We start from the raw sequence: 14,275 nt of genomic DNA on the forward strand, positions 1-14,275 counted from the left end.
ACACGCAAAAGTACGTAGACCCCCGCCGGGTGACGGGGGATCGTGACGGCGTGGAATTCCGCGTTCTGGGGCCGGTAGAGGCCTGGTTGCACGGGCGTCAGGTGTGCGCGCCCGCGGGGAGACAGCGAGCGCTGCTGGCGGCGCTCGTGCTGCGCCGTGGCCTGGTGGTCCCGGTGGACATGCTGGTGGACGAGGTGTTCGGCGAGGACCCGCCGCGCAGCGCGCGCAACGCGCTGCAGACCTACGTCACCCGGCTGCGGCAGGCGCTCGGCCCGCTCGGCGGGGCGATCGTCACCCGCGCGCCCGGCTACGTGCTGGAGGCGCCCGCCGAGGCGGTGGACGCGGAACGTTTCACCCAGCTCCTCGACCAGGCCCGCCAGTCGCCGCAGGCGCTCACCCTGCTGGACCAGGCGCTCGCGCTCTGGCGCGGCCCGATGGCCGCCGAGCTCGGCCCGGACGCCGTCCGCCTCACGGAACTGCGCCTGGCCGCCCGCGAGGACCGGGCCGCCGCGCTGCTGGCGCTGGGCCGGGCCACTGAGGCGGCGGCCGAACTGGAGGGCCTGGCCGCCGCCGAGCCGTGGCGGGAGCGCACGGTCGCCCTGCTGATGAACGCGCTGGCCGAGTCCGGCCGGGTGCCCGCCGCGCTGGCCGCCTTCGCCCGGCACCGCGACAACCTGCGCGAGGAACTGGGCCTGGACCCGTCGGCGACGCTCAGGAACCTGCACCAGCGGCTGCTGCGCGGCGAGGCTCGGCCCGTGCCGGTGGCGCCCAAGCCGTCGCCCGGCCTGATCGGGCGGGAGCGGGAGATCGCGCTGGTCGCGAACGCGCTCGCGCAGCGCCCGCTGGTGACCCTGGTCGGGCCCGGCGGGGTCGGCAAGACCCGGCTGGCCCAGCAGGCGGGGGAGCGCCTGACCTGGGTGGATCTGGCGCCGCTGCGCGAGCCGGAGACCGTCGTCCCGGCCCTCGCCGAGGCGGCGGGCGTGCGCGCCGAGCCGGGCGTGGAGCCGCTGGGCGCGCTGCGGGAGTGGGCCCGCCGCGCGGACGGGCTGCTCGTGCTGGACAACTGCGAGCACCTGCTGCCCGCCGTCGCCGCCGCCGTGACCGCGCTGCTGGCGGCCGGCACCCGGCTGCGCGTGCTGGCCACCAGCCGGGAGTCGCTCGGCGTGCCCGGCGAGCTGGTCGTGGACGTGCAACCCCTCACCGTGCCCAGCGCGATCGAGCTGTTCATCGCCCGGGTGCCCGTCTCCGGCTTCACCCCCGACGGGGCGCTGCTGGGCTCGATCGCCAGGATCTGCGCCGCCCTGGACGGGCTGCCGCTGGCCGTCGAACTGGCCGCCGCCAGGATCGGCTCGCTCACCGTGGACGACCTGGCCGAACGCCTCGGCGCGCGGTTCCCGCTGCTGCGCAGGACCGGCGCGGGGCGCCACCACGCGCTGGAGGACGTCGTCGACTGGTCCTTCGACATGCTCACCGAGGACGAGCAGCGGCTGTTCCTGCGGCTGTCGGTGTTCGCCGCCTCCTTCGACATCAGCACCGCCGAGGCGGTCGTCGCCGACGACGACCTGCCCGCCGAGCGGGTCGCCGACCTGATGGCCCGGCTGGCCGACCGGTCGATGATCACCCGCCCCGGTTCGGCCGGGATCGGGTGTTACCGGCTGCTGGAGACGCTCCGGGTGTACGCGGCCTCCCGGCTGCCCGACGCGGACCGGTTCCGCCGCCGCCACGCCGAGGTGCTCGCCGGCTTCACCGAGCAAGCCGACCGGGGGCTGTTCGGCCCCGACGAGGTGGCCTGGACGCACCGGCTCGACAGCCGCCTCGACGACATCCGCGCCGCCTGGGCCTGGTCCAGGGACGCCGACCCCCGGCTCATGATCCGGCTGATCACGCCGCTGTTCCGGTTCGCCTACTGGCGGCTGCGCGGCGATCTGCTCCGGCTGGCCGCGCCGGGGGCGAAGGCCGGTTCCGGTGAGTGCCTGGCCGCCACCGCGTGGGAGGCCTCCATGGCGGGCCGCCTCGACGAGGCGCTGAAGCTGGCCGCGCGGGCGGTGGAGCTGGACCCGGACTCCCCGGTGGTGACCGAGATCTTCGGGGACGTCGCCATGTTCAACGGCACGCTGGACGACGCGGTCGCCGCCTTCCAGCGGGCCCAGGAGAGCAACGAGGAACCCGCGGCGCAGGCGATCAGCCTCGGCAACCAGGCGCTGGCCTACTCCTACGGCGGCGACGACGCCGAGGCCGCCGCCCACGCCGACAAGGCGCTGGCGCTCGCGCTCGACTCCGGCAACCCGACCGCGATCTGCTTCACCCGCTACGCCCGCGCCGAGGCCCTCGCCGACCTCGACCCGGAGACCGCGCTTGAGCTCTTCGAGGCCGCCCGGGTGACCGCCGACGAGATCGGCAACCGCCTGGTCTCCGGCGTCGTCCGCACCGCGAGCGTGGCCCTGCGCGGCAGGTACGGCCCCGCCGAGCCCGCTCTGCGCCTCTTCCACGAGGTGATCACCCACTGGGTCGCCACCGAGAGCAGGTCACTGCTGGTCACCGCGCTGCGCAACCTGGTGCTGCTGCTCGCCAGAACCGCGCGCGACCAGGCCGCCGTGGAGCTGGCCGCCACGCTGGCGGCCACCACCCCGGTCGCCTCGTACGGCATCGAGGCCCGCCGGCTGCACACCGCCCTCACGGCGGCGCGGCACCGGCTGGGCCCCGAGGCGTACGCGGACGCGTGGGCGCGGGGCGCTCGGCGTTCGTTCGAGGAGACCGCGTTGCGTGCGTTGGAATTGATCCCCGCTTAACCGACGTCGCGGCGGCGGAAGCCGTACAGACCGGCCAGGATCAGGAGCAGCGCGAGGGCGCTGAGGGTGAGCACGGGGGTCGCGCTCAGCGTGCCGCCGGGCAGGTGCGGCGTGTGGGTGAACGGGGAGACGTCCAGCACGATCTGGTCGAGCTGGAGGACCGCGCCGATCTGGCCGAGCAGCAGGAAGGCGCCGAGCGCTCCCCAGGCCAGGGCGGACAGCCGGGGCAGCAGTCCGAACAGGGCCACCGTCAGGCCGGTCAGCACGGCCACGGCCGGCAGCTGCACCAGGGCGGCGCCGATCACGCGCGGCATCTGGCCGCCGACGTCGTTCATGCTGGCGCCGTAGCTGATTCCCAGCGTGACGCCGAGCGCCAGCAGCGCGACCGCGGGCCCGATGACCGCGAACACCACGTGGCTGAGCGCCCACGGCACCCGCCCGGTCGAGGTGGCCAGCACCGGTTCCGCCCGCAGCGCGGTCTCCTCGGCGCGCATCCGCAGCGCCGCCTGGATGCCGTACGCGGAGACGGCGATGGCCAGGATGCCGAGCAGCCCGGAGACGAACGCGTCGGCCAGCGAGGCGGTGCCGCCGAGCCTGGTCATGATGTCGGCGATATCGGGGTTGTCGGCGAAGGCGTCCATGGCCGCCGACGCGGTGCCGCCGAGCGCGAGCCCGGCCACCCCCATGCCGACGCTCCAGCCGATCAGCAGCCCCCGCTGCAACCGCCAGGCCAGCGCGAACGGGCTGGCCAGCGTGGTCGACGTGGCGGGTCCGAGCCGGGCCGGGAGCACCCCAGCGCCGACGTCCCGCCCGACCGAGATCCGGTACGCGGCTCCGGCGAGGACCACGAACAACGCCAGTGGGAGCAGCAACACCCACCACTTGTCGGCGGCGAACGGCTCGGTCTGCTGTCCCCAGGCCAGCGGCGACAGCCACGACACCCACGAATCCGCCGGGTCCCCGGCCGCCCGGATCAGGAAGGCCACGCCGAGCACGGTGATCGCCAGGCCGCGCGCCGGGCCCGCGTTCTCGGTGAGCTGCGCGGTCAGCGCGCCAACTCCGGCGAACACGATGCCCACGACGGCCATCGAAAGCCCGAGCAGCAACGACCCGCCGGCCGCCAGACCGGACGAGGTCAGCGTGAGCGTGATCAGCAGGGCCAGCAGCAGGTTGGCGGCGGCGGTCACGATCAGCGCGGCCGACAGCGCGGCGTGGCGGCCGATCACGGTGGCGGCGATGAGCTCGCGGCGGCCCGCGTCCTCCTCGGTCCTGGTGTGCCGGATCACGGTGAGCAGGCTGATGAGGGCGAGAATCGCGTACACGGTGCCGACTCGCTGCGCGGTGAGTGCCCCGATCGAGTTGCCGAAGAGGGGGCCGAGCAGGGATTCGAAGGAGGGGGTGGCGGCGGTGGTGAGCGCGTACTGCTCGCGGGCCGCGTCGGTGGGGAAGAGCTCGGCGTAGCTGGCCGCGTAGCTGGCCGGGAGGGCGGTCAGGATGATCAGCCAGAGGGGGATGATGACCCGGTCCCGGCGCAGGATGAGCCGGATCAGGTGCCAGGTGCCGGTCATCACCGCGCCGCCACTTCGTAGTGCCGCTTGAACAGCTCCTCCAGGGTCGGCGGCTGGCTGACCAGGCCGCGCACCCCGGCGTGCGAGAGGTGCTTGAGCACGGCGTCGAGATGGTCGGCGTCGACCTGGAAGCGCACCCGGGTGCCGTCCACGTGCAGGTCGTGCACGTCCGGCAGGTCGGTGATCGGGGTGGCCAGCTCGGCGGTGATCGAGGTGCGGCTGAGGTGGCGCAGCTCGGCGAGCGTGCCCGTCTCGACGGTCTGGCCGCTCCTGATGATGCTGACCCGGTCGCACAGCAGCTCGACCTCGGCCAGGATGTGGCTGGACAGCAGCACGGTGCGGCCGCGCCGCTTCTCCTCCTGGATGCACTCCCGGAAGACCTCCTCCATCAGCGGGTCCAGACCCGAGGTGGGTTCGTCCAGGATGAGCAGCTCCACGTCGGAGGCGAGGGCGGCGACCAGGCCGACCTTCTGCCGGTTGCCCTTGGAGTAGGCCCGGCCCTTCTTGCGCGGGTCCAGGTCGAAGCGCTCCAGCAGCTCCGCGCGGCGCGTCTTGTTGAGGCCGCCGCGCAGGCGGCCGAGCAGGTCGATGACCTCGCCGCCGGACAGGTTCGGCCAGAGCGTGACATCGCCCGGCACGTAGGCCAGCCGCCGGTGCAGCGCGGTGGCGTCGTTCCAGGGGTCTCCCCCGAGCAGCCGCGCGGAGCCGGCGTCGGCTTTGAGGAGTCCGAGAAGCACGCGGATCGTGGTGGATTTACCTGATCCGTTCGGGCCCAGAAAGCCGTGCACCTCCCCGGTCCCGACCGTCAGGTCCAGCCCGTTCAGCGCGTGTGTCCTGCCGAAACTCTTGTGGAGGCCGGACACCATGATGGCGTTTTCCATGATTCAGAAGCTACACTGTATTCACGAATTTGTGAAAGATGTAGAGCTTTTGAATCCCGTATGGTTTGCGTAGGGAGGCGTATGAGAGACGAAGACGCGGCCCGCCAGTCGGCGGAGCGCATGGCCATGATGTTGACCGACTGGGGCTTTCCCCGGATGCCGGCTCGGGTCCTGATGGTCGCCATGACGGCCGATGAGGAGCTGCTGACGGCGGCCGATATCGGCGAGCGCCTCGGCGTCAGTCCGGCGGCCGTCTCCGGCGCGGTCCGTTACCTGATCCAGCTGCGCATGCTTGACCGGGAACCGCTGCCGGGGTCGCGGCGGGATGTGTACCGGCTGCCGCAGGAGGCGTGGTACGAGGTCTCGGCCCTCAAGGGCGCGCTCTACAAGATCCTGGCCGGTATGGCGGATGACACGGTTCAGTCCCTCGGCGAGGAGACCGCGGGCGGGCGGCGGATGGCCAACATGCGCGACTACTTCCTCTTCATCGAGGGAGAGATGCCGAAGCTGCTGGAGCGCTGGCGGAAGCACAAGGCCGACAACGGCCTTGACTGACATGTCGTGTTAACCAGATGAATTGGGCCTTGCCTGGTGGCAGGGCCCGGGGCTACGATCACGACAACTTTTAGGAAACTTTCCTAAAAGAAACATCAACTACCGACCTCCCTCTGCGTCCCGTCACCAGACGCGCCCACACGGGCGGCCGCCCGTCCACCGGCCGCTCGGATCCGCATGCCTTCCCATCGACCCCCGCAGAGGTTGTGACATGCAGAGCAGGTTTGTCTGGCGTGTGCCGTCCGCGATCGTCGCCGTCGTGGTCGCCTTCGCCGCCGTCCTCTTCGCCGCCGGCCCCGCGCAGGCCGCGCCCAACACCGCCGTCTTCACCAAGGTCTCCGACTGGGGCACCGGGTGGGAGGGCAAGTTCGTCGTCACCAACGGGGGCACCACCCCGATCAACGGCTGGTCGGTCGCCTTCAACCTGCCCGCCGGGTCCAACATCGGCTCCTTCTGGGATGCCTCGATGACCCGCAGCGGCCAGCGGTTCACCTTCACCAACGTCGGCTGGAACGGCACCATCCAGCCAGGGGGAACCGCCAGTTTCGGCTTCAACGGCAGTCCTGGCGGCGCTGGTGCGGTGATCAGTAACTGCACCCTGAACGGCGCGGCCTGCGGTGGCGGCACCAACCCCTCGCCGTCGCCTTCGCCGTCCCCGCCCGGGCCGAACGCCCCCGGCAAGCCCGGCACGCCGTCGGTCACCGGTGTCACCAACACCTCGATCTCGCTGTCCTGGGGCGCCTCCAGCGGCACCGTGACCGGCTACCGCGTCTACGAGGGCACGACTGTCCGCGCCACCGTCACCGGCACCTCGGCCACCCTCAGCGGGCTCGGCGTCTGCACCTCGCACACCTATACCGTGCGGGCCTACAACTCGGTCGGCGAGTCGGCCGCCAGCGACCCGGCCAGCGGCTCGACCACCGGCTGCCCGATCGGCCCGCTGCCCAAGCACTTCCTCACCGGCTACTGGCACAACTTCGTCAACCCGGCCACCGAACTGCGCCTGTCCGCGGTCCCCAACGAGTACGACCTGATCGCCATCGCCTTCGGCGAGGCCACCGCCACCCCCGGCCAGGTCGTCTTCGGCCTCGACCCCGGCCTGTCCAGCGCGCTCGGCGGCTACACCGACGCCCAGTTCCGGGCCGACGTGCAGACCCTGCACTCGCGCGGCAAGAAGGTCATCCTCTCGGTCGGCGGCGAGCTCGGCCGGGTCCAGGTGGCCAGCGCCACCGCGGCGGCCACGTTCGCCAACTCGGTCTTCGCCATCATGCAGAGCTACGGCTTCGACGGCGTCGACATCGACCTGGAGAACGGCCTCAACGCCCAGTGGATGGCTGAAGCCCTCCGCCAGTTGCGTACGAAGGCGGGTTCCAGCCTGATCATCACGATGGCCCCGCAGACGATCGACATGCAGTCCACCGGGATGGAGTACTTCAAGCTCGCCCTGGCCATCAAGGACATCCTCACCGTCGTGCACATGCAGTACTACAACTCCGGTTCGATGCTCGGCTGCGACCAGGCCTTCGCGTACTCGCAGGGCACGGTCAACTTCATGACCGCGCTGGCCTGCATCCAGCTGGAGAACGGCCTGCGGCCCGACCAGGTGGCGCTCGGCCTGCCCGCCGGGCCCGGCGCGGCCGGGGGCGGCGTGATCTCGCCGTCGCTGGTCAACCAGGCGCTCACCTGCCTGGCGACCAGGACCAACTGCGGGAGCTTCGTGCCGCCGCGGGCGTATCCGGCCATCCGCGGCGCGATGACCTGGTCGATCAACTGGGACGCCAGCAACAACTGGAACTTCTCCCGGACCGTCAAGCCGCACCTCGCGACGCTTCCCTAAGGAATCCTCGATGAACCGCATCCGGATGGCGGTGGCGGCGGCAGTGCTGACCATCGCCGGGGCGGTGCTGGTGGCCCAGCCCGCCCGAGCAGCCAACATCGCGACGAATCCCGGGTTCGAGTCCGGCCTGGCCGGGTGGACGTGCGCCGCCGGGGCCCAGGCCGTGACGACGCCCGTGCACGGCGGAACCAGGGCACTGGCCGCCACCCCGGCGGGCACCGACATCGCCCGCTGCCAGCAGACGATCACCGTGCAGCCGAACACCGCCTACTCGCTGTCGGCCTGGGTCCGGGGGAACTTCGTGTTCCTCGGCGCGGTCGGGTTCAGCGAGACCTGGGCCGCGCCCGGCGCGGCGTGGACGCAGCTGACCCGCAACTTCACCACGGCGCCCGGGCAGACCAGCGTGACGATCTACGTCAACGGCTGGCACGGGCAGGGCACCTACTACGCCGACGACGTCGTCTTCGACGGTCCCGGCACCGTGCCGCCCTCCCCGTCCCCCTCGCCGTCACCGTCGCCCTCGCCGTCCCCCAGCCCGCCGCCTCCGGTGGGCAACCGATGGATGGTCGGCTACCTGCACGCCTCATTCGCCAACGGATCTGGATATATCCGGATGGCGGATGTGCCGAACGAGTGGGACTTCATCAACCTCGCCTTCGGCGAGCCCACCTCGGTCACCTCCGGCGACATCCGGTTCAGCCAGTGCCCGGTCGCCGAATGCCCGAACGTCGAGACCGAAGCCCAGTTCATCGCGGGCATCCGGGCCAAGCAGGCCGCCGGCAAGAAGGTCCTGATCTCCATCGGCGGCCAGAACGGCCAGGTCCAGCTCACCACCACCGCCGCCCGCGACAAGTTCGTGCAGTCGGTCGGCGCGATCATCGACAGGTACGGCCTGGACGGCCTGGACATCGACTTCGAGGGCCACTCCCTCTACCTCAACCAGGGCGACACGAACTTCCGCAACCCGACCACCCCGGTCGTGGTCAACCTGATCTCGGCGCTCCGCTCCCTCAAGACCAGGTACGGCTCCCGCTTCGTGCTCACCATGGCCCCCGAGACGTTCTTCGTCCAGCTCGGCTACCAGTTCTACGGACCCGGCACGGGCGGCGCCGACCCGCGCTCCGCCTCCTACCTGCCGGTCATCCACGCCATGCGCAACGACCTCACCCTGCTGCACGTGCAGGACTACAACTCCGGCCCGATCATGGGCCTGGACAACCAGTACCACACCATGGGCGGTCACGACTTCCACGTCGCGATGACCGACATGCTGCTCGCCGGCTTCCCGGTCCGGGGCAACACCGCCGACGTCTTCCCCGCGCTGCGCCAGGACCAGGTCGCCATCGGCCTGCCCGCGGCGCCGTTCGCCGGCAACGGCTTCACCACCGTGGCCGAGGTGCAGAAGGCGTTCACGTGCCTGGCCAAGGGGACCGGGTGCGGGACGTATCGCCCGCGCGGGGTCTATCCGAACCTGCGGGGCCTGATGACCTGGTCGATCAACTGGGACAAGTACAACGGGTTCGAGTTCTCCCGCAGCCATCGTCCGTACCTCAACGCGCTCTGATGGGACAGATCATGAAATTTCGGTTCTTAGCTGGACGGCGAGTGGGGGCGGGTCTCGCGGCGCTCGCGATCGCCTTCACCGGCGCCGTGGCCGTGGCCACGCCCGCGCACGCGGCCCCCAACACGGCCGTCTTCACCAAGGTCTCCGACTGGGGCACCGGGTGGGAGGGCAAGTTCGTCGTCACCAACGGGGGCACCACCCCGATCAACGGCTGGTCGGTCGCCTTCAACCTGCCCGCCGGGTCCAACATCGGGTCCTTCTGGGACGCGGCGATGACGCGCAGCGGGCAGCGGTTCACCTTCACCAACGTGGGCTGGAACGGCACCATCAACCCGGGCGGGACCGCGAGCTTCGGCTTCAACGGCAGTCCTGGCGGCGCGGGTGCGGTGATCAGTAACTGCACCCTGAACGGCGCCTCCTGCGCCGGCGGCACCCCGCCGAATCCCGGAACCCCCGGCACGCCGGGCAACCCGTCGGTGACCGGAGCCACCAACACCTCGATCTCGCTCTCCTGGGGCGCGTCCTCCGGCACCGTGACCGGCTACCGCGTGTACGAGGGCACCACCGTGCGGGCCACCGTGACCGGGACCAGCGCCACCCACTCCGGGCTCACCGCCTGCACGTCGCACACCTACACCATCAAGGCGTACAACGCGAACGGTGAGTCGGCGGCCAGCAACCCGGTCACCGGATCCACCACCGGCTGCCCCCCGGCCACCGGCAAGATGCCCGGCGCGCCGTACCTGTTCATGGGCTGGGGCGACCCGCCCGCGCCCGCGACCATCATGAGCACCACCGGCGTGCGCTCCTTCACCATGGCGTTCATCCTGTCCAGCGGCGGCTGCAATCCGGCCTGGGACGGCAACCGGCCGCTCACCGGCGGCACCGACGCGGCGGCCATCTCGGCCATCAAGGCCGCGGGCGGCAGCGTGCAGATCTCGTTCGGCGGCTGGCAGGGCAACAAGCTCGGCCCCAACTGCGCCACCCCGGCCGCCTTCGCGGGCGCGGTGCAAACCGTCATCAACGCCGTCGGCCCGGCCGTCGTCGACTTCGACATCGAGAACTTCGACGAGTTCGAGAACTACACCGTGCAGGACCGCATCCTGAACGGCCTCAAGATCGTCAAGCAGAACAACCCGAACGTCAAGGTCGTCGTCACCTTCGGCACCACGACCACCGGACCGAACTCGCACGGCATCCGCCTGATCAACCAGGCCAGGGCGCTGAACGTGCCGATCGACAACTACACGATCATGCCGTTCGACTTCGGCAGCTCCAACATCCAGAACGACACCATCAACGCCTCAGAAGGCCTGAAGAACGCGCTCAAGTCGGCGTGGGGCTGGACCGACGCGCAGGCGTACGCGCACATGGGCATCTCCGGCATGAACGGCCTGTCCGACCAGCAGGAACTGACCACCACCGCGGCCTGGACCGCGATCAGGGACTGGGCCAAGTCCAAGGGCCTGACCCGCTTCGCGTTCTGGGCGGTCAACCGCGACCGTCCCTGCCCGGGCGGCGGCGTGGTCTCCAACTGCAGCGGCATCGCCCAGACCGCCTGGGACTTCACCCGCATCACCGCCGGTTTCTGACCGGCCCCGAGCTGTACGGCTCACGCCCGCGCCGGGACGCCGGGCGTGAGCCGTACATTCACTGGGAGATTTCGGCGCCCGGGTGGCTGAGTCCCCCGGGCGTCGGGCAGTCTTAAGGCCGTCATGGACTACGCAATCCCCACGGGCCTCGTTCTCGTCACCGGTGTCGTGCTCGCCATCCTCGCGCAGCGGAGGGGGTGGAATCCCTCCCTGGCCGTCGCGCTGAGCGTCGGCCTCGCGGTCCGCGTGCTGATCATGCTGCTCTCGGCCGCGGACCACTGGCAGCCGATCGACTACGTCAACAGCTTCCGCCCGGCCGGCGAGGCCATCCTCAACGGCGGCAATCCGGTCAACAGCGGCTGGCACTTCCTGCCCACCATTCCGTATGTGTACGGACTGCTGCTGTGGCTCGGCATCCCCTGGGAGATCGCCGGGCGACTGGTCACCGTGGTCGCCGACCTGATCCTCATCCCGTTGGTCGGACGGCTGGCGGGCGGGGCCAAGGCCAACCTGCGGGCGTTCCAGTACGCGTGCAATCCGCTGGCCATCCTGGTCGCGTCCGTGCACGGGCAGGTCGAGCCGGTGTCGCTGGTGTTCGCGGTCGCGGCTTATGTCGTGGCGCGCGGGCCGGGGGAGTGGACCAGGGGCGAACCCCTGCTCGACCGGCCGTCCCGCATGTGGCGGAGCTTCCGCACCGACCGGCCGGCCACCCGGCGGGCGTTCTACGCGGGCCTGCTGATGGGCCTGGGGCTGTGCGCCAAGAGCTGGCCCGCCATCCTGATTCCGGGCCTGCTCATGTTCCTGCCCGGGGTGCGCTCGCGGATCGTGGCCATGGTCGGCGTCGCCGTGCCGCCGGTGCTCTTCCTGTTGACCATGCCGCTCGGCGGCTGGGTGCGCTGGGATCAGCTGGCCGAGGTGCTCAAGACGATCAGCCTGCGGCCCAGTGACGTGCGCCCGATCACGGGCGACTGGGGGTGGACCGCGGTCTCCAGCGGCGGCGAATGGGACCTGAGCTCCTGGAAGCTGAAGGTCGGGCAGTATCTGATCTACGCCGTCGCGGCGTTCTGCCTGTACTGGTGGCGCAAGGCCGACCCGATCGACGTCACCATCGCCATCCTGCTCGGATTCATGATCGTCACGCCGCGGCTTGGCGCGCAGTACCTGCTGTGGTTCATGCCGTTCCTGGTCGCCCGGCCGACCCGGTTCGCGTGGCCGGCCATCATCGGGTGCTCGCTCTGGGCGGCCACCGGATATCTGGTGCTGACCCAGTTCTGCTGCGAGCAATGGGGGGCCCTGCACGCGCCGTGGGCGGTGAGCTCGGTGCTGGTCTTCCCGCTGATCATCGCCGCGATGCCGTGGAACCGCCGCGACGCCGCTCCGGTTGAACCAGTGGTTTCGCCTCAGTTGAGTATGAGCCGGACCAAGTGACCGTGGCTTCGGAAGCCGGGCGGGTCGCCGTCCAGCACGCCGGTGACGCAGTCGAAGACGCCTGGCTCGCTTTGCCGTACGAAGAAGACGGGCTCGGCGATCGCGGACAGCAGGCGGATCGCGGTCCGGTGCACCTCGATGGGCTTGATGTCCTTGCTCTCTTTGGTCGGGGTGAGCGTTACCTCGTAGACGCCGTCGTCGAGCAGCTGCTCGGTGGTGAGCGTCCAGTCCTCGCCACACGCGCGGCGCAGGTGCGGAAGCAGGTGGGCCTCGGGCTCCTCGGTGACCCAGCCGTCCCGCTTCATCGTGTCCAGCAGGCTCTGGACCTGCGGATCCATGGCGGAGCCGTCCGCGATCCCGGTCTGCCGCTCGTCGATGTCCCAACGCCGCGTGGTCATGTGGCCGACCTTACGTCGCGGTCGGTTCCGTGGCGGGTAGCTCTCCCGAAATCAGGGCGGCCGCCATCGAACCGTTAGGATCGCTGTCGATCAGGATGGCCCGGGCGAGCAGGCTGAGCGGAATCGCCAGCAACGCGCCGAGCGGCCCCAGCACGAACGCCCACACGATCAGTGACAGGAATGTCGCCGTCGTGGACAGCCCCACCGCGTCGCCGAGGAACTTTGGCTGGATGAACGACTGGATCACCACATTGATCACGATGTACGCGATGATCACGAAGAGCATGGTCTGGAAGCCGCCTTCGAGCAGGCCGAGCAGCGCGGGCGGAACAAGCCCCAGGATGAACCCGATGTTCGGGATGTAGTTCGTGATCAGCGCGAGGATTCCCCACAGCAGGGGAAGCGGCACGCTCAGGATGTACAGCGCGATCACATCCAGGACCGCGCAGATCAGACCGAAGATCGTCGACACGATCAGGTAGCGGCGGGTCCGGTCGGTGAACGTGGTGAGCGCCTTGTACATCGCGGGGCGCCGGCTCTCGGAGGCCTTCATGATCTTGCTGTAGATCGGCGCGTCCAGGCTCATGGCCAGCAGCAGCACCACGATGAGGAACACGCTCGACAACACGCCGAGCAGCCCGGACAGCACGCTCTGCGCGACCCCGATGAGGTTGGCCGGATTGAAGGAGGAGATCGCCTTGTTGATCTGCTCGCTCCCCATGCCGAGACCAGCAGCCCAGCGCTGCGCCTCGATCACGAGCTCGCTGAACTTGTCGGCGTACTCCGGCGCGAGCAGGGCCAGCTGCGCCGCCGCGAGGGTGAGGATCGCCACCATGCCGAGCAGCACGAGCAGCACGACCGCCAGCGGAATCGCCACCAGCACCCAGGTCGGCGCCTTCCGGCGGCCCAGCCAGTCGCGCAGCGGCGACACCGCGATCACGAGCACCAGAGCCAGCACCACCGGCCCGAGAATCGACCCGACCGCTTGGATCCCCGCGAGCGTGACCACCGCTCCAGCGGCACAGAGCAGGACAATCAACGCACGCGGCACCCGTAATTCGTTCACGATGCGTTTCTACCCGCTCGGGCCTGCAAAGATCCGGTGTTCTGGGCGGTACGGCCGTGGTTTGGGGCACGGAGGGCCGGAGATGATGTTAACCTTGAGGAGTCGGTGCGGCCCTGGTGTGGCCGTCGACTATCTCTCACAAACCTCGTCTGGGTGTCGATTCGCTTGATGTCCGGAGAGCTGGTAAGTTAGAGGAGTTGCCCCGGATTCGGGGTGGTCCGAAGTCCCGCAAGATGATCAGGTCAGTGTCAAGTCGGTTGATTTGACAGAGATCAAGAAGCTTGCGAAGATCGTGACACAGCGTGAACGACACCTCCGGTTGAGAATCCTTCGATTCGAAGGCTGGATGTTCGTGTGCGTTTCTTGAGAACTCAACAGTGTGCTAAAAGCCAGTGCATGATGCACAACCCCGTCATAATTGACGGATTCCTTTGGTTGAACATTATGTTTCAGCTGGAGATCTTCTTTTCAAGCATTTTTTGGAGAGTTTGATCCTGGCTCAGGACGAACGCTGGCGGCGTGCTTAACACATGCAAGTCGAGCGGAAAGGCCCTTCGGGGTACTCGAGCGGCGAACGGGTGAGTAACACGTGAGTAA

10 protein-coding genes and 1 rRNA gene are annotated in these 14,275 nt (G+C 69.8%); 7 read left to right on the plus strand and 4 right to left on the minus strand.

Going from position 1 to position 14,275, the window contains the following annotated elements; translation table 11 throughout:
• Positions 1–50: 50 nt before the first annotated feature.
• A complete protein-coding gene (locus ABGB08_RS48485; protein WP_347605352.1) occupies positions 51–2,789 on the plus strand; it encodes a BTAD domain-containing putative transcriptional regulator in 2,739 nt (912 codons plus the stop codon).
• Here ABGB08_RS48485 and ABGB08_RS48490 read toward each other — a convergent pair.
• Together ABGB08_RS48490 and ABGB08_RS48495 are read right to left on the minus strand one after the other, a co-directional pair.
• Positions 2,786–4,357 carry an ABC transporter permease gene (locus ABGB08_RS48490; protein WP_347605355.1) on the minus strand — a complete coding sequence of 524 codons (1,572 nt, stop codon included), beginning with the start codon at positions 4,355–4,357 and terminating at the stop codon, positions 2,786–2,788. The genes ABGB08_RS48485 and ABGB08_RS48490 overlap by 4 nt on opposite strands.
• Positions 4,357–5,238, minus strand: coding sequence for an ABC transporter ATP-binding protein (locus ABGB08_RS48495; protein WP_347605358.1), 882 nt, complete (start codon positions 5,236–5,238; stop codon positions 4,357–4,359). The genes ABGB08_RS48490 and ABGB08_RS48495 overlap by 1 nt, the downstream gene beginning before the upstream one ends.
• A gap of 81 nt (positions 5,239–5,319) precedes the next feature.
• On the opposite strand from ABGB08_RS48495, the gene ABGB08_RS48500 reads away from it, so the two are divergent.
• From ABGB08_RS48500 to ABGB08_RS48520, 5 genes are all read left to right on the plus strand, one after another.
• Positions 5,320–5,793 (plus strand): helix-turn-helix domain-containing protein, encoded by a 474-nt coding sequence (locus ABGB08_RS48500; RefSeq protein WP_347605361.1) that lies wholly within the window; start codon positions 5,320–5,322, stop codon positions 5,791–5,793.
• A gap of 211 nt (positions 5,794–6,004) precedes the next feature.
• The gene (locus tag ABGB08_RS48505; protein WP_347605364.1) at positions 6,005–7,630 is read left to right on the plus strand and encodes a cellulose binding domain-containing protein; all 1,626 of its coding nucleotides are present in this window, start codon (positions 6,005–6,007) and stop codon (positions 7,628–7,630) included.
• Between the two features lie 10 nt (positions 7,631–7,640).
• On the plus strand, positions 7,641–9,194 hold the full coding sequence (locus ABGB08_RS48510) for a glycosyl hydrolase family 18 protein (protein ID WP_347605367.1): 1,554 nt from the start codon (positions 7,641–7,643) through the stop codon (positions 9,192–9,194).
• An 11-nt stretch (positions 9,195–9,205) separates the two neighbouring features.
• Positions 9,206–10,786 carry a cellulose binding domain-containing protein gene (locus ABGB08_RS48515; RefSeq protein ID WP_347605370.1) on the plus strand — a complete coding sequence of 527 codons (1,581 nt, stop codon included), beginning with the start codon at positions 9,206–9,208 and terminating at the stop codon, positions 10,784–10,786.
• Between the two features lie 123 nt (positions 10,787–10,909).
• Complete coding sequence (locus tag ABGB08_RS48520; RefSeq protein ID WP_347605373.1) at positions 10,910–12,214, plus strand: hypothetical protein; 1,305 nt, start codon at positions 10,910–10,912, stop codon at positions 12,212–12,214.
• On the opposite strand, the gene ABGB08_RS48525 is transcribed toward ABGB08_RS48520, so the two are convergent.
• On the minus strand, positions 12,187–12,612 hold the full coding sequence (locus tag ABGB08_RS48525; protein WP_347605376.1) for a hypothetical protein: 426 nt from the start codon (positions 12,610–12,612) through the stop codon (positions 12,187–12,189). The two genes, ABGB08_RS48520 and ABGB08_RS48525, sit on opposite strands and share 28 nt — an antisense overlap.
• Positions 12,613–12,622: 10 nt before the next feature.
• Positions 12,623–13,678 carry an AI-2E family transporter gene (locus ABGB08_RS48530; protein WP_347605379.1) on the minus strand — a complete coding sequence of 352 codons (1,056 nt, stop codon included), beginning with the start codon at positions 13,676–13,678 and terminating at the stop codon, positions 12,623–12,625.
• Positions 13,679–14,154: 476 nt separating this feature from the next.
• Between ABGB08_RS48530 and ABGB08_RS48535 the strand changes: the two genes are divergently transcribed.
• Positions 14,155–14,275: ribosomal RNA gene (locus tag ABGB08_RS48535) — 16S ribosomal RNA — on the plus strand; the annotation flags it as partial.

The sequence above is a fragment of the Acrocarpospora sp. B8E8 genome (genome assembly GCF_039871605.1).
GTDB classification, from domain to species: domain Bacteria; phylum Actinomycetota; class Actinomycetes; order Streptosporangiales; family Streptosporangiaceae; genus Acrocarpospora; species Acrocarpospora macrocephala.

Coding starts and splice junctions, on each gene's coding strand:
- ABGB08_RS48500 (WP_347605361.1), top strand. CDS start 5,320: ATGAGAGACGAAGACGCGGCCCGCCAGTCGGCGGAGCGCATGGCCATG.
- ABGB08_RS48510 (WP_347605367.1), top strand. CDS start 7,641: ATGAACCGCATCCGGATGGCGGTGGCGGCGGCAGTGCTGACCATCGCC.
- ABGB08_RS48490 (WP_347605355.1), bottom strand. CDS start 4,357: ATGACCGGCACCTGGCACCTGATCCGGCTCATCCTGCGCCGGGACCGG.
- ABGB08_RS48505 (WP_347605364.1), top strand. CDS start 6,005: ATGCAGAGCAGGTTTGTCTGGCGTGTGCCGTCCGCGATCGTCGCCGTC.
- ABGB08_RS48495 (WP_347605358.1), bottom strand. CDS start 5,238: ATGGAAAACGCCATCATGGTGTCCGGCCTCCACAAGAGTTTCGGCAGG.
- ABGB08_RS48525 (WP_347605376.1), bottom strand. CDS start 12,612: ATGACCACGCGGCGTTGGGACATCGACGAGCGGCAGACCGGGATCGCG.
- ABGB08_RS48515 (WP_347605370.1), top strand. CDS start 9,206: ATGAAATTTCGGTTCTTAGCTGGACGGCGAGTGGGGGCGGGTCTCGCG.
- ABGB08_RS48520 (WP_347605373.1), top strand. CDS start 10,910: ATGGACTACGCAATCCCCACGGGCCTCGTTCTCGTCACCGGTGTCGTG.